This is a genomic window from Bacteroides neonati (assembly GCF_000499785.1).
GTDB classification, from domain to species: Bacteria; Bacteroidota; Bacteroidia; order Bacteroidales; family Bacteroidaceae; genus Bacteroides; species Bacteroides neonati.
The window spans coordinates 1,301,971-1,323,499 of record NZ_HG726020.1 but is presented as its reverse complement, the minus strand read 5'-3'; the positions used below and the strand labels follow the sequence as shown (position 1 = coordinate 1,323,499).

The 21,529-nt window shown below is 42.7% G+C and carries 12 protein-coding genes; 11 read left to right on the top strand and 1 reads right to left on the bottom strand.

Annotated elements, in window-relative coordinates; translation table 11 throughout:
- Positions 1 to 39 precede the first annotated feature (39 nt).
- The 8 genes from pheT to TY03_RS08435 all read left to right on the top strand — a co-directional run bounded on the left by pheT (position 40) and on the right by TY03_RS08435 (position 8,485).
- Positions 40 to 2,502, top strand: a complete 2,463-nt coding sequence (gene pheT, locus TY03_RS08470; RefSeq protein WP_042368893.1) for a phenylalanine--tRNA ligase subunit beta — start codon at positions 40 to 42, stop codon at positions 2,500 to 2,502.
- A 37-nt stretch (positions 2,503 to 2,539) separates the two neighbouring features.
- Positions 2,540 to 3,271, top strand: a complete 732-nt coding sequence (locus tag TY03_RS08465; RefSeq protein WP_042368891.1) for a YebC/PmpR family DNA-binding transcriptional regulator — start codon at positions 2,540 to 2,542, stop codon at positions 3,269 to 3,271.
- Complete coding sequence (locus TY03_RS08460; protein ID WP_042368889.1) at positions 3,271 to 3,516, top strand: TIGR03905 family TSCPD domain-containing protein; 246 nt, start codon at positions 3,271 to 3,273, stop codon at positions 3,514 to 3,516. The genes TY03_RS08465 and TY03_RS08460 overlap by 1 nt, the downstream gene beginning before the upstream one ends.
- A 226-nt stretch (positions 3,517 to 3,742) precedes the next feature.
- Positions 3,743 to 4,996 (top strand): Nramp family divalent metal transporter, encoded by a 1,254-nt coding sequence (locus TY03_RS08455; protein ID WP_042368887.1) that lies wholly within the window; start codon positions 3,743 to 3,745, stop codon positions 4,994 to 4,996.
- A gap of 12 nt (positions 4,997 to 5,008) precedes the next feature.
- Positions 5,009 to 5,605, top strand: coding sequence for a methylated-DNA--[protein]-cysteine S-methyltransferase (locus TY03_RS08450; protein ID WP_230201925.1), 597 nt, complete (start codon positions 5,009 to 5,011; stop codon positions 5,603 to 5,605).
- Positions 5,602 to 6,375 (top strand): exodeoxyribonuclease III, encoded by a 774-nt coding sequence (locus tag TY03_RS08445; protein ID WP_042368886.1) that lies wholly within the window; start codon positions 5,602 to 5,604, stop codon positions 6,373 to 6,375. Before TY03_RS08450 ends, TY03_RS08445 begins: the two co-directional genes overlap by 4 nt.
- A gap of 12 nt (positions 6,376 to 6,387) precedes the next feature.
- Positions 6,388 to 6,846 (top strand): C-GCAxxG-C-C family protein, encoded by a 459-nt coding sequence (locus TY03_RS08440; RefSeq protein ID WP_042368884.1) that lies wholly within the window; start codon positions 6,388 to 6,390, stop codon positions 6,844 to 6,846.
- Between the two features lie 331 nt (positions 6,847 to 7,177).
- Positions 7,178 to 8,485: a tyrosine-type recombinase/integrase gene (locus TY03_RS08435; RefSeq protein ID WP_042369332.1), complete on the top strand. Its 1,308-nt coding sequence runs from the start codon at positions 7,178 to 7,180 to the stop codon at positions 8,483 to 8,485.
- Between the two features lie 121 nt (positions 8,486 to 8,606).
- Here TY03_RS08435 and TY03_RS08430 read toward each other — a convergent pair whose 3' ends face one another.
- Positions 8,607 to 8,894 (bottom strand): hypothetical protein, encoded by a 288-nt coding sequence (locus TY03_RS08430; RefSeq protein ID WP_148335603.1) that lies wholly within the window; start codon positions 8,892 to 8,894, stop codon positions 8,607 to 8,609.
- A 124-nt stretch (positions 8,895 to 9,018) separates the two neighbouring features.
- On the opposite strand from TY03_RS08430, the gene TY03_RS08425 reads away from it, so the two are divergent.
- Genes TY03_RS08425 through TY03_RS08415 form a run of 3 tightly spaced genes read left to right on the top strand, consistent with a single transcriptional unit; the run spans position 9,019 to position 21,476 of the window.
- Positions 9,019 to 9,543: a hypothetical protein gene (locus TY03_RS08425; RefSeq protein WP_042368880.1), complete on the top strand. Its 525-nt coding sequence runs from the start codon at positions 9,019 to 9,021 to the stop codon at positions 9,541 to 9,543.
- A complete protein-coding gene (locus TY03_RS08420; RefSeq protein WP_042368878.1) occupies positions 9,540 to 10,799 on the top strand; it encodes a hypothetical protein in 1,260 nt (419 codons plus the stop codon). The genes TY03_RS08425 and TY03_RS08420 overlap by 4 nt, the downstream gene beginning before the upstream one ends.
- Positions 10,800 to 10,817: 18 nt before the next feature.
- Complete coding sequence (locus TY03_RS08415) at positions 10,818 to 21,476, top strand: LPD38 domain-containing protein (protein ID WP_042368877.1); 10,659 nt, start codon at positions 10,818 to 10,820, stop codon at positions 21,474 to 21,476.
- Positions 21,477 to 21,529 lie beyond the last annotated feature (53 nt).

Genomic DNA, 21,529 nt, shown 5'->3' with positions numbered 1-21,529 from the left:
TTTGCGAGTCTTTTTGAGAAACAATAAAAAATTAATGATATGAATATCTCTTATAATTGGCTGAAAGAGTACGTCGACTTCGATTTGACTCCCGATGAAGTGGCGGCTGCGCTAACTTCCATTGGTCTGGAAACGGGCGGTGTGGAAGAAGTTCAAACCATTAAAGGCGGACTCGAAGGCCTTGTGATTGGCGAAGTGCTGACCTGCGAGGAACATCCGAATTCAGACCATTTACACGTTACTACGGTTAATCTGGGTAACGGTGAACCAACACAAATCGTATGTGGAGCTGCCAACGTAGCTGCCGGACAGAAGGTAGTCGTAGCTACACTGGGCACTAAACTTTACGATGGCGACGAATGTTTTACCATCAAGAAATCAAAAATCCGTGGTGTGGAGTCTATCGGCATGATCTGTGCCGAAGATGAAATTGGGATCGGTACCGGTCACGAAGGCATCATCGAACTGCCTGCCGAGGCTGTGCCCGGAACATTGGCCAAGGATTATTACAACATAAAGAGCGATTACGTACTTGAAGTAGACATTACCCCCAACCGTGCCGATGCTTGCTCGCACTATGGTGTGGCTCGCGATCTGTATGCTTATTTATTGCAGAATGGTGTTTCGGCTACGTTGAATCGCCCATCGGTAGATGCTTTTGAGGTAGAAAACCATGACCTGGATATCCGCGTAACGGTAGAGAACAGCGAAGCCTGTCCGCGCTATGCCGGTGTAACGGTGAAGGGAGTAACGGTGGCCGAAAGCCCCGAATGGCTGCAAAACAAGCTCCGCTTAATCGGCATACGCCCTATTAATAATGTAGTAGATATTACGAACTATATCGTACACGCTTTCGGTCAGCCGCTTCACTGCTTCGATGCAGCGAAGATTAAAGGAGGCGAGGTAATTGTGAAAACCATGCCCGAAGGCACTCCGTTTGTCACACTCGACGGAGTAGAACGTAAGCTGAACGAACGCGATCTGATGATCTGCAATAAGGAAGAAGCCATGTGTATTGCCGGTGTGTTTGGCGGACTCGATTCGGGATCGACCGAGACTACTACCGATGTATTTATCGAAAGTGCTTACTTCCATCCTACGTGGGTGCGCAAAACCGCTCGCCGCCATGGACTGAATACCGATGCTTCTTTCCGTTTCGAAAGAGGAATCGATCCTAATAATACGATCTACTGCCTGAAACTGGCTGCGTTATTGATCAAAGAATTGGCAGGTGGTACGGTGTCGAGCGAAATTAAAGATATTTGTGCAGCTCCTGCACAAGATTTCATTGTCGACCTGGCGTATGCGAAAGTGAACTCCATGATCGGTAAGGTAATTCCGGTAGAAACCATCAAAAGCATCGTAACCAGTCTGGAGATGAAAATCCAGAGCGAAACAGCCGAAGGATTGACTCTTGCTGTGCCTCCTTACCGTGTAGATGTACAGCGCGATTGCGACGTGATCGAAGACATTCTTCGTATCTATGGCTATAACAATGTAGAGATTCCCTCGACGTTGAAGTCCAGCCTCACCACCAAGGGCGATGTTGATAAATCGCATAAGCTACAAAATCTGGTAGCCGAACAGTTGGTGGGTTGTGGTTTCAATGAAATATTAAATAATTCACTGACCCGTGCCGCTTACTACGAAGGGTTAGAAAGCTATCCGTCGAAACATACGGTCATGCTGATGAACCCGTTGAGTGCCGACTTGAATGGTATGCGCCAGACACTCTTGTTTGGTGGTTTGGAAAGCATTGCTCACAACGCCAATCGCAAGAATGCCGATTTGAAATTCTTCGAATATGGTAATTGCTATCGCTTTGACGGAGAGAAGAAAAATCCGGAGAAGGTATTGGCCGCTTACTCGGAAGAGTATCACTTGGGATTGTGGCTGACAGGTAAGAAGGTATCTAACTCTTGGGCACATGCCGATGAGAACTCAACGGTTTACGAACTGAAAGCGTATGTGGAAAACATATTGAAGCGTCTGGGACTTAACCTCAACAACCTTGTGGTAGGCAACCTGAGCAATGATATTTTTGCAGTTGCACTGACGGTGAATACCAAAGGCGGAAAGCGTTTGGCCGAGTTTGGTGTAGTGACCAAGAAGCTGCTGAAGGCTTTCGATATCGACAATGAGGTGTACTATGCCGACCTCAACTGGAAAGAATTGATGAAGGCTATCCGCTCGGTGAAAATCAGTTATTCGGAGATATCTAAGTTCCCCGCTGTGAAACGCGATTTGGCGTTGCTGATCGACACCAATGTTCAGTTTGCCGAGATTGAGAAGATTGCCTATGATACCGAGAAGAAACTCCTCAAAGAGGTTGAACTTTTCGACGTGTACGAAGGAAAGAACTTGGAAGCAGGTAAGAAATCGTATGCAGTGAGTTTCTTGCTGCAAGACGAAACGCAGACGCTGACTGATAAGGTGATTGACAAAATCATGTCGAAACTGGTCAAGAACCTCGAAGAGAAGCTGAATGCTAAATTGAGATAAGAAGTTAACTAACGAATAAAAATTAAAATATAGACCAATGGGAAGAGCGTTTGAATATAGAAAAGCGTCTAAGTTGAAAAGATGGGGCAACATGGCTCGCGTCTTTACAAGAGTAGGAAAACAGATTGCTATTGCAGTGAAGGCCGGTGGCCCGGATCCTGAGAATAACCCGCACTTACGTGCTGTTATCGCTACAGCAAAGCGTGAGAATATGCCCAAGGATAACGTGGAGCGCGCTATCAAAAACGCAATGGGTAAAGATACGAAGGACTATAAAGAGATGAATTACGAAGGATACGGTCCTTTTGGTATCGCTGTCTTTGTAGAAACGGCTACCGACAATACAACACGTACCGTAGCCAATGTGCGCAGCGTGTTCAATAAGTTCGGTGGCTCTTTGGGTACTTCAGGCAGTCTTGACTTCATCTTTAGCTGGAAATCAATGTTTACCATTGCCAAGAAAGAAGATGTGGATATGGACGACTTGATTCTGGAGCTGATCGACTACGGAGTAGAAGAAGAGTATGATGAGGATGAAGAGGGCATAACTATGTATGGCGACCCTAAATCATTCGCTCAAATTCAGAAATATCTCGAGGAGAATGGTTTTGAGGTGAAAGCAGCCGAGTTTACCCGTATCCCGAACGATGAGAAAGAATTGAACGACGAGCAACGGGCTACTATCGATAAGATGGTTGAGCGTTTGGAGGACGATGAAGATGTGCAGAATGTGTACACCAACATGAAGCCGGTCATTGACGAAGAGTAATGAAGGCGACTTATAAAACCCAAGGCACTTGCAGCACCACCATCGAACTCGACATAGAAGACAATGTAGTCAAAGAGGTGTTCTTTTGGGGTGGCTGTAGTGGTAACTTGCAGGGTATTGCCCGCTTGGTCAGAGGAATGAAGGTAGCAGATGTTATTGAAAAACTCGAAGGCGTTCGTTGTGGTAATCGGTCTACTTCTTGTCCCGATCAGTTGTGCAAAGCATTGCACGAAATGGGATATTAAGACAAAAATACCCTTCAGGAGCGTTTTGGCGTAAATAGAATATAGAGGCACGGATTGCATCGTTGATACGGATGGGATAAACCAACCGTAACTGCTGTGTAATCCGTGCCTTGTTTGTGACTTAAAATTACAGTTCGCCACCATCACTATCGAACCAAACAGGCTGTTCGTTTGTTTTAATTGCTTATCTTTGTCACAAACATTAAGTAAAAAACGAACGATCAATATGTGGAATATATGGAAAGATTTAAAGCGGAAAGATCATAAACGCTATTTGGGGGGATTGGATGTTTTTAAATACATCGGTCCCGGTCTGTTGGTTACGGTAGGGTTTATCGATCCCGGAAACTGGGCCTCTAACTTTGCGGCCGGTTCGGAGTTTGGCTATTCTTTGCTTTGGGTAGTTACTTTGTCTACCCTTATGTTAATCATCTTGCAGCACAATGTAGCTCACTTGGGCATCGTAACAGGGCTTTGCCTTTCGGAGGCAGCCACGCAATACACGCCCAAATGGGTGTCGCGTCCTATTCTGGGAACAGCCGTTCTTGCTTCTATATCTACCTCGCTCGCCGAGATTCTTGGAGGAGCCATTGCCTTGGAGATGCTGCTCGATATCCCCATCATCTGGGGATCTGTGCTTACCACCGCCTTTGTGCTGGTGATGCTTTTTACCAACTCTTACAAAAAGATTGAACGCTCCATCATTGCCTTTGTGTCGGTGATCGGACTATCGTTTATCTACGAATTGTTTCTGGTCGATATTCACTGGACGATGGCTGTGCAGGGGTGGGTAACTCCCTCCATCCCCAAGGGAAGTATGCTGATTATCATGAGTGTGCTCGGGGCGGTAGTCATGCCTCACAACCTGTTTCTTCACTCGGAGGTGATACAGAGTCATGAGTACAACAAACAAGACGATGCTTCTATTAAAAAGGTGTTGAAGTACGAATTATACGATACACTTTTCTCCATGATTGTAGGGTGGGCTATCAATAGTGCAATGATTCTGCTGGCTGCTGCCACTTTCTTTAAAAGCGGCATACAGGTAGAGGAGTTGCAACAAGCCAAATCGCTTCTGGAGCCTTTGCTCGGTAGCAATGCAGCCATTGTCTTTGCATTGGCACTGCTTATGGCGGGCATCTCGTCGACCATCACCAGTGGTATGGCAGCAGGCTCTATCTTTGCAGGCATCTTTGGTGAGGCATACAACGTAAAAGACAGTCACTCTCAGGTTGGTGTGGTAATCTCTATGGGAGTGGCGCTTTTGCTTATTTTCTTTATCGGTAATCCGTTTAAAGGATTACTCATTTCGCAAATGATTCTGAGTATTCAGTTGCCTTTTACCGTGTTTCTGCAAGTAGGGCTCACTTCTTCGCGGAAGGTGATGGGCGATTATGTAAATAGCCGTTGGAGTACCTTTGTGCTATATAGCATTGCCGGAATCGTATCTATATTAAATATTATGTTGTTGTTTTCGTAATACCATAAGAGCATGATGCAAAAAGAACCATTGATTCGTATTAGTAAAATGCATCTCGAAGAGGTGCATGATGGGGGAAAGACACTAGCGATTCGTTATTCCTATCAACCCTCCCCTTGGGGAGAGTTGATGCTGGCGGCTACTGCGCACGGACTCTGCTACCTGGCTTTTATTACTACCGGTAGAGAGGAGGTATTGGAGGAGTTAAAACAACGCTTCCCGAATGCGCTGTACCTTCCCGAATACGATGCTTATCAACAACAAGCATTGGCTATGGCACTCGGACAAGAGAGTACGATGACCGAAGCATTGCCATTGCATCTGACCGGAACTGACTTTCAACTCAGCGTATGGTCCGAACTGTTGAATATACCTATCGGCGCAACAACCTCGTATGGCATACTTGCCGAAAGATTGAACCGCCCCAAGGCTTGCCGGGCAGTGGGAACGGCCGTAGGTAATAATCCGATTTCTATCCTAATCCCTTGCCATCGGGTGTTGCGGGCATCGGGTGCTCTAGGTGGATATCATTGGGGGCTGGATCGAAAGATAGCCTTGCTCGCTTGGGAAGAGAAGTATAAACATCATTCACACACGCAAGAAATATGAAAATAATAACGTACAATGTAAATGGGCTGCGTGCAGCTGCATCGAAAGGATTGCCCGAGTGGTTGGCGCAAGAAAATCCCGATGTGCTTTGTCTGCAAGAAACTAAGTTACAGCCCGAGCAATATCCTGCCGAGGCCTTCGAAGCACTGGGATACAAAGCTTACCTTTATTCGGCACAAAAGAAGGGGTATAGTGGAGTGGCAATTTTAACCCGTCGCGAACCCGACCATGTAGAGTATGGGATGGGGTTGGAGGTCTACGACTACGAAGGTCGTTTTATTCGTGCCGATTATGGCGACTTGTCGGTAGTGAGTGTTTATCACCCGTCGGGTTCGAGTGGCGACGAAAGGCAAGCCTTTAAAATGGTGTGGCTGGAGGAGTTTCAGCACTATGTAACCGAGCTGCGCAAGACACGCCCAAATTTGGTTCTTTGCGGCGATTATAATATATGCCATCAGCCGATTGATATTCATGACCCCGTTCGCAATGCTACCAATAGCGGTTTCCTTCCTGAAGAGCGGGAGTGGATGACTCGCTTTCTGTCGGCAGGCTTTACCGATTCTTTCAGAACCCTCTATCCCGATAAGCAAGAGTATACGTGGTGGAGCTACCGCTTCAACTCGCGTGCGAAGAACAAAGGGTGGCGAATTGATTACTGCATGGTAACCGAGTCTGTTGTGCCGATGCTGAGAAACGCCCGTATATTAAATGATGCAGTACATTCGGATCATTGTCCGATGGAACTGGAAATAGAGGAACTAGAAAAATAAGAACAATAGAAAATGGAAGAAAGAGTACAAAAAGCCCTCGCATTATTTAAAGAAGGATACAATTGTGCACAATCGGTTGTTGCCGCCTTTGCCGATTTGTATGGATTTACAGACGAACAAGCGTTCCGGATGTCGGCTTCCTTCGGAGGAGGTATCGGCCGGATGCGTGAAACGTGCGGTGCGGCTTGTGGCTTGTTCCTGTTGGCAGGTCTCGAAACAGGAGCTACCGATGGTGCCGACCGCAAAGGAAAGGCTCATAACTACGCTGTAGTACAAGAGCTTGCTGCCGAATTTAAGTTACGAAACGGCTCGCTCAATTGCGGTGAACTACTTGGTTTGAAGAAGGAAACTCCGGTTTCTGCTTCGCCCGAAGAACGAACCGCACAATACTATGCTAAGCGCCCTTGCTCTAAAATGGTAGAAGAGGCTGCCCGCATCTGGGTTGAATACCTTGAAAAGCATAAAAAATAAAGAAAAAATGCGTTTATACATAGGGATATGTGTTCAACGCGTTTTTTTTTAATCAGCATTTGTGTATCTTTGCGCACCAAATTAAATTAAGATAACTGGAATTAAAATGAAGAATATCCGCAATTTCTGCAGTTATAATCCGTTTAACTTTTTTACTACACCGACTTTTATTTATATTTAGCTAATAACCAGATGTTTATTGATTTTTTATGTGAATAATACAACTGTTTGTATCATGCGCTTTTTTGCAAAACAACCGTATTATCCGAATAAAAACAGTATATTTGTGGAGGCATTTTTTACAATGGTTTTACGAAATATACTAAGATCTATGGCTACATTTAAAGCGCTCGTGCTGGCACATCAAAAGAAGGACGATGGAACTTACAATGTAAAGGTAAGGGTGACACATCTTGGAAAGTCTAAGTACATTAAAACCCAACACTATGTTGGAGCTAATGATATCCTAAAGAAAGGAAGCAAAATTAAGATTAAAAATCAATCTATAGTTGATTTAACCGATGAGTTGATATTGTCGTATAAGAAGAAGTTGATTAATGCTGGTCCAAACTCAGAAGGGTGGGATGTATCTGATGTTGTTCGGTACGTTACAGAGGATTCAAATAAGTTTCAGCTTGATTTTATAGCATACGGAAGATTAATTGCAGATAGACTCGATGCTAAAGGCAAGTTCGGCACCGCAAAGCAATATCGGATTGTGATGAATTCTTTGACTCGATTTCTAAAGAGAGAGTGTCTTGATATAAGTGAAATTACATCTAAATTTATGCTTAGCTACGAATCTTTCATCGCTACCGAACCTTCTTTTCGTGGAAAAGGAGATGGATCAGTAAAGAAAGGAGGAAGAGCTATTTCTCTTTATCCTGCACGTGTTAGATCTCTTCATAATTTAGCTAAGAATGAATATAACGATGAAGATTTGGGAATAATAAGAATACCATTGTCGCCTTTCTCAAAATACAAAGTGCAAGAGATACCAATCAGCAAGCATAGGACGTTGACCATTGAGCAAATACAGGCAATCATAGATTTGCCATACAAAAAGAATAGGCAAGGGAATCGATATGGGATATACAATATGGCGAAGGATGTGTTCCTGTTGTCGTTTGCATTAATGGGAATGAACAGTGCAGATTTATATGGAGCGAATAAGATAGATGATTGGGTGATTACATATCAACGACAGAAAACTAAGACACGTAGGCAAGATAAGGCTGAATTGAAAGTGAGGGTTGAGCCGGAGATTCGTTGCTTATTTGATAAGTATAAGGATAAATGTGGTTCGTTTGTTTTTGAATTCCATGATCGCTATAAATTTAGTGATACCTTCAATAAGATGATTAATATGGGGTTAAAACAGATAGGAGAAGACATTGGAATCGATGATTTACAGTTTTATTATGCAAGGCATAGCTTCGCGACTATTGCGGCTAACAAAGCTGGGATAGACGTGTATAGAGTTGATGAGATGTTGAATCATTCAGATTCTACGATAAAACTGGCAAGGGTATACATCGAGAGGGATTATACATTGTTGTGGGACGCCAATAAAAAAGTAATAGACTTTTTTGATTGGGAGCGTATAGAAAAAGATAATGGGAGTGGGTCTATCATTTAAACTATTCTTCTCATTTTGTCGGTTATCGGACGGGGCGCTCTATTGCTCCGTCGGGACGACTGAATAGCTTGAAAAAATAATTGACCATTACACGCTTTATATGACGCCCCACTTATACATCTTACTCCTCTTCAGCTAATTTCTTGAACGTATCTTCAAATACACTCTTTGCTTCCTCAGAAGCATCTACATTAACGCTTGATAATGCCGGGACGACAAATTTACTCATGTCAATCAATAGCTTCAGTCTAGTTTCCGGCTTTTCAATTGCTTTGAGGTCTTTTTGCATTTGGGTTAGATTATCTTCAAGTAGCTTGGCATAGGCTAAGCGTATCTTCTGTGTAGACTTATTTATTGATCCCTTGGGGCGACCATTGGGGTTTCCTGTCTTTCCTTTTGGCTGTGGCATATCTTTTAAATGTAAACTACAATCATATACAATCATGTAGGTTGGTTAATACTTAGAATTTAGATACAAAGTAAAGCGGATATATTAGCGCAATTATTCTAAGTATTAATCAAATGAAGAAGTTATGATAGGTTCGATTATTGGAGGAGCTATGAAGATTGGTGGCGCAGTTGCCGGTGGAATCATGGGCGCCAAGTCTGCACGAAAACAGGCAAGGATGATTGCTGACGAAAAGAGTAAGAATCAAGCGTGGTTTGATAGACGGTACAATGAAGATAGTACACAGCGAGCTGATGCGCAGGCTGCACTCACTAACATGAGGGAGATGATGAAAGAGCGTAGTGCGGCTTCTGCAGGTGCTTCCGCTGTAATGGGTGGAACAGAGGAAAGCATAGCAGCTGAGAAAGAAGCTCAAAATAAAGCTTTGGCCGAAACAACAAGCGGTATCGTAGTAAACGGAGAAGCTAGAAAGGACGCCATTGAAGCACAGTATCAATCGCGCGATGCTCAGTTAGGGCAAATGCAACTTGACGCAGAGAAGCAGAAAGCGGCCAGTATCGCTGGTGCGATCAGTGGGGTATCTGGTGCAGGTGCGGGAGTAGGGGAAGCATTTGATACTTTGAAGAATGCTAAAAACCCTACAGTATGAGAGATATAAAATCAATGATACTTGGCAATGATAATGGAGGTGATAAGGCTAAGTTGTCAACTGCACCTGTAGTGCAGAAGGAAGAGTCGAAACCATCGGAGCAGATTCTGTCTAATCCAGATCCTACACTTCCCGTTTCGAGTAATGGATATGCTCAAGCGGCTGCTCGGGTGAATGCTGTTAATGACGCAATACAAGGTAAAGCACAAGTAGATAAGCCAGATGTGCAGGCAACCGCATTACCCTCTGAATCTACATCCTCAGATCAGCCTAAGTTCAGAAGCGCGGGTGATATCGTAGATGAATTTTATAAAAAACAGTTACCATCCGAAGAAGAGCTAATCAAAGAAAAGAAGAGAGAGAAGTCTAGAGCGGTGATATCTGCTATTGCAGACGGTGTATCTGCCTTTTCTAACCTATACTTTACCGGTAAGGGTGCCCAAAATGTAGAGCAGACTTCAATGAGTGCTGCTAATGCCAAGAGGTATCAAGCGATACTTGATAAGCGAATGAAAGTACAAGACGAATGGGGTAGATCTAGGTTGGCTGCATATGATAGAGATAGAGTGTTCGATTATCAAAAAGGACGTGATGATGCGAATTGGAAGCGCTCTGGCGAATGGCATGATGACCAAGTAAAAACCGAGAATTCCCGCTTTGATTACAATAAAGCAAGACAGGAAAAAGCTGATGCCGATAACAAGGAGTATAGAGATAAGAACTATGAATTAAATAAGAAGTCACTAGAGAATCAGGAAAAAGCACAGAAAGATGCTTCTGCTCGTGGGTGGGCTTCCGTATCAGCCCAGAATAAGCGTATCGAAGCTCAAGATAGAAAACAGAAAGAATATAGCAAGTATCAGTTTGAGAAAGCAAACGGAGCTCCCGAACCAAAGAGGATTGGTGAAAAGAGAAGTATCTATGTTGGTCGAAACACCTGGGAGCAGAATTCCGGGCAGATTGCCGGTGAGATATACAAGGATTTGCTTTCTCAGGACGCAAAGCTAGCAAAAGAGTTTTATAAGTCGGTCAATGGAGGATATGGGAAAAAGAGTGCGGATGCGAAGCAAACTGCTGCTCTTGTGGATAAATACATCATGCGCTCTCCGCGTGCACAGCAACTTGCTCTTGAAGTGGAGAAAGATTACAGGAAACGGTATGAGATGGCTGGAAATAATTCAACTGCCCAAACTGAGGATGATCCTTATGCTAAATATTCGGTAGATAATGACCCATTCGCTCAATATGCAGAATAACTAAAAACAAAAAGTACTATGCCTATATATAAAAGAAACAGTAAAACGTATAATATCCCGGATAGTGAAGTCGATGCTTTTGAAAAGACTTATCCGGATGCAACGCAGCGGTATGAAGCGAACGGGAAGAATTATAATATTCCGGTAAATAGGAGGGGTGATTTTCTTTCGTCGTACAAAGATGCAAGGTTGTTTGATGGGCGGTCATCTGGTAGAGTCGATGAGAATTCATCTGTTGCTGCACCGGTTATTGGTGATTCGTCAACTACTCAGGTAATGGATAGTGTAGAGGATTATAAACCGACGACTCCAATCCCTGTAAATAAGCCTTTCGATATTGTTAAGGAGATGAATGAGCCTACCGATACGCAGAAGAGGGAGGAAGAGAGAAAGCGAATAGAGGAACAGGCCAGGAAGGCAAAGAAGGCTTCTGACGCAATGCACCTTAATGCAAGTGCGGATAAGGTGAAAGCTGATTATGACGCTTTGAGTAATCCGTTTACTGCTATGGCTTCCGCTCTTAATCCTGTGATGGGTAGTGGTATAAGAACGGTTACCGATGCACAAGTGAAAGCTGAAAAGAATAAGGATTTAGCTCGTATTAGTGGGGAAAAGGCTGATGATACGATTAATATGATCGAGGAGGCAAAGAAAAAGGGCGATACGTCTTTTGTGTCCGGTTTTGGTCGCGGTTTTTGGGAGAAAGTATCAAAGGCTAGTACATGGGATTTTGGAGCAAGAGACTTGCAGTCTAACGTTGCTTTCGCAGCTGCTGTTGATAAGCAGTCGAAAGGTTTAGCGTTGTCGGCTGAAGAAGATGCTCTTCTTGATGCCGTTGCTTTAGAAGCCGCCGCTCAAGGTGAATTCTCTGGAGACTTGGGAAGAGGGTATAAGGCAGGTTCTACTTCAGCCGAATCACTTCCTTTTATGGCTGAGTTTATGATTAATCCAGCTACTGGTACCGGTGCCGCCGTTGGTAAGGCTGCTACAAAGCAACTTATTTCGAAATTCGGTAAAGAAGCAGCAAAGAGTACTATTGGAAAGATTGCCCGTGTATCTGCCCGTGCTGCAGGTGATGTGGCCGGCGCTGCTGCAATGGCAGGAACTACGGGTGTCGTTCGTACTTCTTCCGATGCTGTTGATCGAATGTTGGGAGAAGTTAAGAGTACGATTGACTCTGATGGATATTATCGCTTTGATCGCATGGAGGATGGTGACGATGGAGTTAAAGCATTCGCAAAGGCCTATGGCGCAAGTACGATAGAATATGTATCAGAATTATTAGGGCAGCATTTTGTTCCTATTGGTAATGCTATTGAGAATGTTGGCCGAAGGTCGATGAATAAGATCGGACTTGGGAAGGTGAACGATATAATAGGACGTGTAAAATCGAGTGATGCCGCTAAAATAGTGAATGACTTCCAGAAGAGAACGCAATGGAATGGTACTATCGGTGAGTATTTGGAAGAACAAGCGGGAATGGCGATGAACGCATTAACGGTTGGCGATAATAAATTGTCGGATCTTGTTGATGTGGATACTCAGATTGATACGTTCCTTGGCGTTTCTGCTTTTGGTGGATTCTTCTCAGGTATCAAAACAGCTGGATATGCAAAGCAGAAATATAAAGAGAAAAAGAAATTAAATGAGGCCGGCATGGAGGCATCGAATGCAATTGGTGATGGTTGGGAGCCATTGAAGGATCGTATTGATGAAGCGGATGATGCAGAGTTGCACTCCATTCTTTCGGAAACAATGTCTGATCGGGAAATAAGTGATGAACAAAAGCAGTCTGTATTGCTATATGCCGGAAGACTAAAAGCATACCATGGTGCTAATCTCGCAGATTTAAAGAGAAAGACTGAGGGTGATACTCCCAATGAGATAGTTCAAGCGCAGGTCAATTTTGATGCAGGATATAAACTAGCGGAGGCTGACAGAAGAGAAAAGCGGCTGGCCGCGAAAGAGCTTGAAGCCATTGAAAGTAAATTGGATGATGAGTTTATCTCTGCTGATGAGAATACTCGATATGAATTGATGAGGCAGAGGTCGGAGGCCGGAGAAGATGTAGCGAATGAGCTTTCGTTTATCAACGCCCAATCTCGTTTTGATGGAATGATTCACGGGATTCGAGATGCGATAGATGAAAAGGTGGCATCATCCAATCAATATATCCAGAGGGCAACACATTCCGATGGGAATGTATATGATGTAACACTGACTACTGATGATAAGAAACATGTATATCCTATCAGTGGATCAATCGTGATTGGGGAGAATGGTATTATTGATCGCAAGCAGTCTGATAAGAGATTTATTACTCGCGATGAGAACGGAAATATTGAGATGCGTCCGGTTGAAGATCTGTATAAGGTCGAGTCCTTCGAAAATAGTGAGGTAATGAAGGAAATAACAGCTCAATCTATTCGAGAGCAAGAATCTGCTCGGCATGCAGAAGAGATTGAGACACCCAACGAAGAAGAGAAAGTGCAAGAGGTTGAATCGTTGCAGGCTGGTAGCGAGGTTGACTTAAACATCAATGGTGTTGTTCATTCTGCTGTTGTGCAGAGTATTTACAGCGACGGGAATATTGAAATTCGTTTTGATGAGAAAATAGTAGGTCATGATGGAAAGGAGAAAAATGTCGATGTTTTCTCAGCTGATGAAGTTTTGTCATTTATCATACCTAGAGAGAGTGCTCCAATTGATGCGGAAGAACTGAAAAATGGAACAGAAAATATCATAGAAGGCGAAGAAATCGCGGGTGATATAAAAAATGAAGAAGAAAAAGAGAACATTTCTTCTGAAATATTGCCAAGTGAAAATGGTGTAACCTCTATTATAGAACAACCTATTGAAACGCCATCCAGCGAAAGTAGTGATGCCAATACTCTGATCGATCCTGTTTCAATCGAACAAGCACCAAGCACAATAGGCATTCCGGTTGATGATAAAGGGAGTGAGCTATACCATAAGGTTCCCGTAGAAACAACACTTGAGAATGTTCGCTCCTACGGGCTTGATGAATCTGAAATGGATGAGTTTGTTGCGGCACAAAAGGCGGAAGCTACAAAGCGCTTAGAAAAGCTTCAGAAGGGAAAGCCTAAAGTAGGTACGAATCTTTCTAAGTACCAATCCGAGAAGAAAGCGTGGGAGAATAGTGTTTTGGATGTTAAATCGCAAGTAGATTATTGGAATGAGATAGATGCACAAATACAAGCTACTCGCGTGCAACCGGGTGACGTCACGGCTGAGGCTATAGCTTCCATGGGTGATCCTATGAATGCAGAAGAGTTTACCGCGGCAATGCTTGGCTCTGGCAAACTCCCATTGTTGTTTGGCGATTATAAACGCGAGACAGGGTTTAGCAATCAAGATGCGAAGGGAATGTTTGGATTGTTCTCTTCAAAATCAAATGGAGGCATGAGTATCGAGGAAGCCGGAGAGAGACTGATGGAGATGGATGCTTCAAATGGTACAAACTTCTTCGATCAATCTGATGCAAATGCCGGACGTAATACGATCATAGATATTCTTTCATCTTCTCGTACCCGTGGAGATCTATTCGGATACATAAAAGGAAGTCGGGAGCGAATGGCCGAACAGGAACGACAGGCTGAGTATGACGCTTATGAAATGTGGGTGAATAATGCTGCTCGCATGAGTATTGCGGATTACGAGGCGGACATGGAGACAACGGATAAAAGATTGAAAGAATATTTTGAATCGTTTAATTTTGATGAAATAAATGGCGATATTGCAGACGAATTAATAAAAGAAGAAAATGACAGAGGAACAAAAGAATCGGTTGATGAATCTATCTCCGGAGGAAATACAGCGGATATTCAAGGAGAACCTAACCAAAGCTCGGGAGGCGGGAGCGTTGAGCAGCCCGAAGGATCCGGAGTTATTGATGAGAGCGAGATCGGGAGACAAGGAGGCGCAGATGAGGTTGATGTCCCTGGTGTTGATGTGGTGGAATCGGAATCAATCGACGGATTAGGAGAATTAGCATCGACACAAATTGCTATTCCATCAGCAAAAGATGGAGAGAACCCATTTGACTACGCGATGCGTGTAGTTGGTGCGAAAAAATTGCACGACGAACAGCGAAAAGTAGATGTAAACCCGACTGAAGCCCAAAAAGAAGCGGGGAATTATCGAATGGGGCATGTGAAGATTGGTGGGCATGATGTTACTATTGAGAATCCTAAAGGATCCGTTCGCCGAGGCGTTGATAAGGATGGTAAGGAGTGGGAAATCTCAATGAACAACACGTATGGCTATTTTCGTGGGACAAAGGGTAAGGATGGAGATCATATTGACACGTTCCTTGGGGATAACCTCGAACCAAAGAGCGTGTACGTGGTAGACCAAGTAAATGAAGATGGAACCTTTGATGAACATAAGGCGATGTATGGGTTTGACACGGAAGAAGATGCTAGAGCAGCTTATATGTCAAACTATGAAGAGGGGTGGAAAGGGTTTGGAAATATTACCGGTGTTCCGCGTGAAGTATTTGATGAATGGCTGAAAAACGGGACGAAGAAGCAGAAACCGTTTGCTGAATATAAGGCTGCTCGTGGATATGCCACCACTGATGATAATATTCGTTTCCGTGTAGTGGATGAAAATGATGTTGAGTTTATGCCTTCAGCTGAGGAACAAGGCATAATTGAACGGGCGAAAGCCGAGGGCTCTTACCTTAAGGCTCCCAATGGAGTAGACACAAATCTTTCTCCTACACAATGGGTACAGGTTCGAACTAAGTTATTTCAAGATTGGTTTGGAGATTGGCAAAATAACCCAGAAGGTGCATCAAGGGTTGTAGATGAGAATGGTGAGCCAATGGTTGTGTATCATGGGACAGATAGTGAGTTTTTCTCATTCAATCACGATAAGGTTCAGCGTAATGGCTTTTACTTTGCCAAAGATAAAGATGCGGTAAAAAGGTTTAATGGTGGGACGTATGTAGTAGATGCATTCTTGAACATAAAAAAACCACTGCATAGAAACTATGCCCCTGTTATATCAAAGAAAATGATGGATATCGGAGATGGGGTTATTGCAGATAAAATAAGTTTGAATGAGGAAATACCAACATATGTAGCATTTTATCCTAATCAAATAAAATCTGCAACAGAAAATAATGGTGAGTATTCAAAAGAGAATGATGACATTCGGTTTCGCTCAAAAGAAATAGATAATCTACAAACATCTGCAAATGAGTTTGCGTCACAGTTTATGGTAGATGACATTATCTCAGTCTTGGATCACGACGCATTTGTTGATAAGCTGAAAGAAAATGGAATTGAAGAAGTAGAGGGGCCTGCCATAAACATGAGTAATGGCACAATATTGATTGATAGCTCTGTTGTTAATGATGAAAATGTTATGAAAAAGTATGTTGCTCATGAAGTTTTTCATACTTTTGTACGGACTGAACTTTCTGTGGATGAAGTTGAGGAGGTTGGAAATGAGATTGGAGAAGAACAGCTTAATGAGTTTCTTCCTGGGTATGAAAGTGGAGATGTATATCAAAAGGTAAACGAATTGATTGCTTATATTGGAAGTGAACTTCAAAAAAAAGATTTACTTGCAAGACTCTTTACTGGCGAAATATCCTCTAATTATGTTTCTGAATGGATGATCAAAAATTTGAAAGATGACTCTATTTCAAAGATATTGCCTTTAATTAATAAAATATTATCAAATTATGAGCGAAGAAGAAACGAAAGCAAAACCTCGGTGGATCCATATAAACGAGGAGATATCGAACAAACTGTTTTGGAGCGACGAGGAACTGGAGGATATGCGGACTCAGAAAGAGAAGCAAGAACAGGAAATACAAAAACCTCACATTCTAAAAAAGGAGTTCTTGGATTATTGGGAGAAGAATTCGATATTTCAAGAGGAACAGATAGAGAAAGTATCGGAGCCAATGGAGGAGTCGAAAGTGAAACCAGTCGAAAAGAAAGGGTAGTCTCTGTTGGTCGTATTCGTAATGAAATCCAGTCTTTAACTGACAAGCTGAATACTCATATTCGTGTAGTGGACAATGTGTGGGAAATTGTAGATGATAATCCTAAATTGCAACAGCGGAAGAGGGATTCTAAAGGCTGGTTTGACTCATCTACTGGAGAGATAGTGATTGTACTCCCGAACGCTTCAAGTGTGGAAGATGTGCAATCTACAATACTTCATGAGGTTGTAGCCCATAAGGGGCTGCGGGATATGTTTGGTGGTGAGTTTGATTCATTCTTAGACAAAGTGTATCGAGATGTAGATGGGGTGATCCGAGAAAAGATAACCGCTCTTTCTCGTAAGCATGGATTTGATACTCGGGTAGCTACGGAAGAGTATTTGGCAGTACTTGCCGAGCGCGGGTTTGATGATGTAAGTGAAAAGAGTGCCTGGCGAAAGATTAAGGATTTCTTCATGGAAATGCTATCGAAAGTTGGCATTGAAATGCGCGCTCCGATAAATGATGCCGATTTGAGATATATTCTTTGGAGGAGTTATGAGAATCAAATTGGAAACAACGATATCTTTTCTAAGGCAAAGGATGTTGTAATGCGTGAATCTGCTAAAGATGCCGATGTTATACCCCACAAAGATAATTCTGTCGAAAATGTAGTCCGTTTCCGCTTCGTTGGCGAGAAGGGTGCATATGGCCTTGATCGAGCAGGTGAAGCAACTGTCAGGCTTGATAATTTGAATGTAGCCCGTGAAATGGAAAATTCGGATAAAGGTGCCAGTTCTATCAAAATGGCTACAGGTTGGGAGCGAGGTGCTGATGGAAAATGGAGATATGAAACTGAAGATGGACAAGTCAATAAAGATGTTCATTTGTCTAACTCATTTGGCGATACATATACTTGTATGCTTGGAGAACTTTACAATGATGATTCTTTGTTTGATGCATACCCGCAATTGGGTGGTATTGGAGTCGAGTTTACCGATATGGATATAGAAAACGCCTTAGGTTCTTTTGATGGACTTACTATTAGGTTGGATATAGGGTATATTACTAACGGAGAGCTTCATCCTGATTTTATTATTGATTATAATAACGACAGAGTAATACGTATGCCATTGATAAGCGTACTGATTCATGAGGTGCAACATGCTATACAAGAAATCGAAGGATTTGCTGTAGGTGGAAATCCCTCTATATTCGAAGATCCTTCATCTATGTCAGTTGAGATTTCAAGGTTAGATAGATCGTTAAGAAATCCGGATAATCCATACGCTGCTGTAGGCAAATTTCTTAATGATCGAAGCTATGATCTTTTTCGCTCTGATTTCGAAAGGACGGAAGATGGGAAACGAGCATTGAATGCATTAATATTTATGCGTAAAAGGTTTAATAAAAAAAAGTTCAATGAGAAATATAAAGAATATGTTGATCGCGGAAATGCGCCTTTTAAAAAAGAGGGATATCACCGCATCGCAGGTGAAGTAGAGGCGCGTAATGCTCAGTCGCGAATGGATATGACATTTGAAGAACGTAGAAATAGTCTTTCCAGAGAGACCGAGGATGTGTATCGTAAAGACCAGATATTCTTGAATAGTTCAACTCATAGCTTTAGTATTATACAGGATACTGATAATTCGGACACTGAGGGTATAGCCAAGCAAGAGTACGAAGATTCTTTGGATAAGACAAAGAATAGGATGTATCGATGGCAAGAGGCTTATCAAGATAGTATGCTCGGTTTAAAGAAAATGCAGGAGGCTATCGAAAAGGAGTCCGGCGATAAACTGAAGTACTTTGAAGATGCTTATATGGCAGAGAATCAGATGAGCAGCAAGAGTGCTCATGAGACGGAGATTTACAAGGATAAGTTTCTTATCCCTATGATGGATTCTGTAAAGTCTTTGATAAAGAATGGGGCGAAGCAGGATGAAGTAAAGATGTATGTAATGGCCAAACATGGTCTGGAACGTAATAGAGAGTTTGCATGGAGAGATGCGCTTCGATCAGTAGAGAATGATGAAGGAAAGGATTTCGCCAATGGTATTCAGCTGGAGCATGACGCGATTGTTTCCGATTTGAAGAGTAAACTTCGTTCCGGAAAGATTGATTTGGCCACATATGATCATGAAGTTTTTAATACCCGTTCTTCATTGGCGCCATCTTATATTGCTAACAGGGCTAGTGATTATTCAGGATTAGTTCAACTCACCGGCGAGGAAGTTAATTTCGAAATAGTTGCTAAAGAGATGGTAGATGGGTTTGAATCCATGCATTCTGATTTGTGCGATGTTCTTTGGGAAAAGATAAATGCAGCAACAAAACAGACTTTGAAAAAATCTTACCAAAGCGGATTGATGACAAAGCGTATTTATGACAAAATAAAAGGCATGTTTGATTTTTACGTTCCATTGCGTGGATGGAACGATGATGTTGCAAGTGATGTATATGAATACGTATTGTCTGAACGATCTGTTTTTAATGCTCCGGTGAAAGCTGCCTTTGGGCGTAAATCTATGGCTGATGATCCATTTGCGGTAATTGGAAATATGGCCGAAAGCGGGATTTTGCAAGGAAATAGAAACTTGATGAAGCAGAAGTTCTTAAACATGGTTTTGAATCACCCCACATCGTTAGCAACAGTGAAAACAATGTGGTATGAGAATGTCGGAACAGTTGATGATCCCGTATGGGAACAGTCTCTCCCAACTATAGAGGCTGAGGCGACAGCAGACGAGATAGCACAGGCGATTGATAATCATGAAGCACGTATGGTTGAACTCAGTAAGAGTGGAATGGCGACTAAGTCTACCAATGGGATAAGTCTTGATTATCGAGCGTCAAAGCGAGAGAAAAGCGAACACTCTGTTGTTGTGAAGAGTGGTGGAAAGGAGTATGTAGTATTTGTAAATGGTAATCCGAGGGCAGCGCAAGCGATAAATGGGCTGACAAACCCGGATGCAACGGATCACAAGTTTATGCAGATGATTGGAAAGGTTAATAGACAGCTGGCCTCCAACTTTACTACTCGTAATCCTGCGTTTGTATTGAGCAATATGAGTAGAGACGTAATATTTTCTACTTCTGCAATTTGGATAAAGGAGAATTGGAAATACGCTAAACGATTTGATAAGAACATTGCTAAGAATATTGGAGCAGTTGTTGGGCTTATGGCTCGGTATAAATCGGGTCGGTTGGACATGCGGAACGCCAGAGATCGATATTTCCTCGAATTTCTAGAAAATGGTGGAGAAACTGGGTATACAGCAATTCACAATGTAGAGGAATATAAAAAAATGATGGATAGACACGTTAAGAAGTCGAATGGTACGATGGGAAGCTTGAGTTCCGGCGTACATGCCATTGTTGATGCCGTTAGTTTTATGAACCGTTGCGCGGAAAATGTGAGTCGATTCACTACTTACCAGACGAGTCGGGAGATGGGACGCGGAATAGTCGACTCTATTAGAGATGCCAAGGAGGTTACAGTAAACTTCAATAAGAAGGGTGCCGGCGGGATTGGAGCTGGTACAATTAAGAGCTTGTTCTTGTTCTTTAACGCAGCCGTTCAGTCACTCAATAATTTAAAAGGACTGCATGATAGGAGTAGAGGGAAGTTTTATACTACTCTTGGGGGATTTTCGGCTGCCGGAATTCTATTGCCAATGATTAATAACTTTATCATTGAATCTCTTATCGGTGATGGCGATGATGATATGACTGACGAAGAGCGTGCGGAATGGAAGAAGAAAAGAGATTCTTATGATAATCTCCCAGAGTGGGTTAGGAAGAACAACTTCTGTTTATGGGTTGGTGGAGAGCATTTTATTACAATACCATTGCCGATTGAACTGAGAGCCTTTTATGGGCTTGGAGAGATGTGGTATCAGATGGGTAGAGGGAACATGAATGGGGTTGATGGAAAGCTGGATACAAAGAAGGCTTCGATTGAAATGGTTAATCAACTTACGGAATTGTTGCCTATAAATCCGCTTGGTGGGAATGGGGATGCTATTAGTGTGCTTGTTCCAGATGCAGGAAAACCATTCTATCAAATATTTACGAATAGAGATTTTTTCGGGAAGCCTATCTACAAGAAGAATGATTACAATGAGTTGATGCCAGCATGGACGAAGGCATTCAGTGGAACAGCTAAATGGATGGTGAATAGTGCTGAGTTTCTTAATGAGGTATCGGGTGGCGACAAATATATGACGGGCGGTGTTGATTTGAATCCAGCAGTAGTTGAACATGTGTTTGAGGGTTATTTTGGCGGTATGGGTAAGACGGCTAATCAGTTATTCAAAACGCTGTCGATGATTTGGGATGAAGATGAACGTATGTGGCGAAATGTTCCGGTTGCAAATCGATTCTTTACCGGAAGCGATAATAAAATATCTTTCCGAAAGGTGAATGATGCCTATTATCAGTATTTAAATGAGTACAAAGAGACGGAACAGCGGTTGAAGGGATATGAAAATGAGGCTGAGATGGATATTGAAAAATATGCAGAGAAGTATGATTTTCTGAATGGTTCTAAGCAGCATGAACGATATTTGATAATGAAAGAATATAAGGCAGGTATTGACGCAATGAGAAACGCCATTAAAGAGTCAGATCCAGAAGAGAAGAAGGGAATCGAAATGGAGATCAACCTTTTGAAGATGGAGATGATTGAAGAGCTTGGTAAAATTGAGTAAAGTACAAAGTGTGTTTAATGAGGGGTGCTGTGTCTTGCAGTGCCCCTTATTGG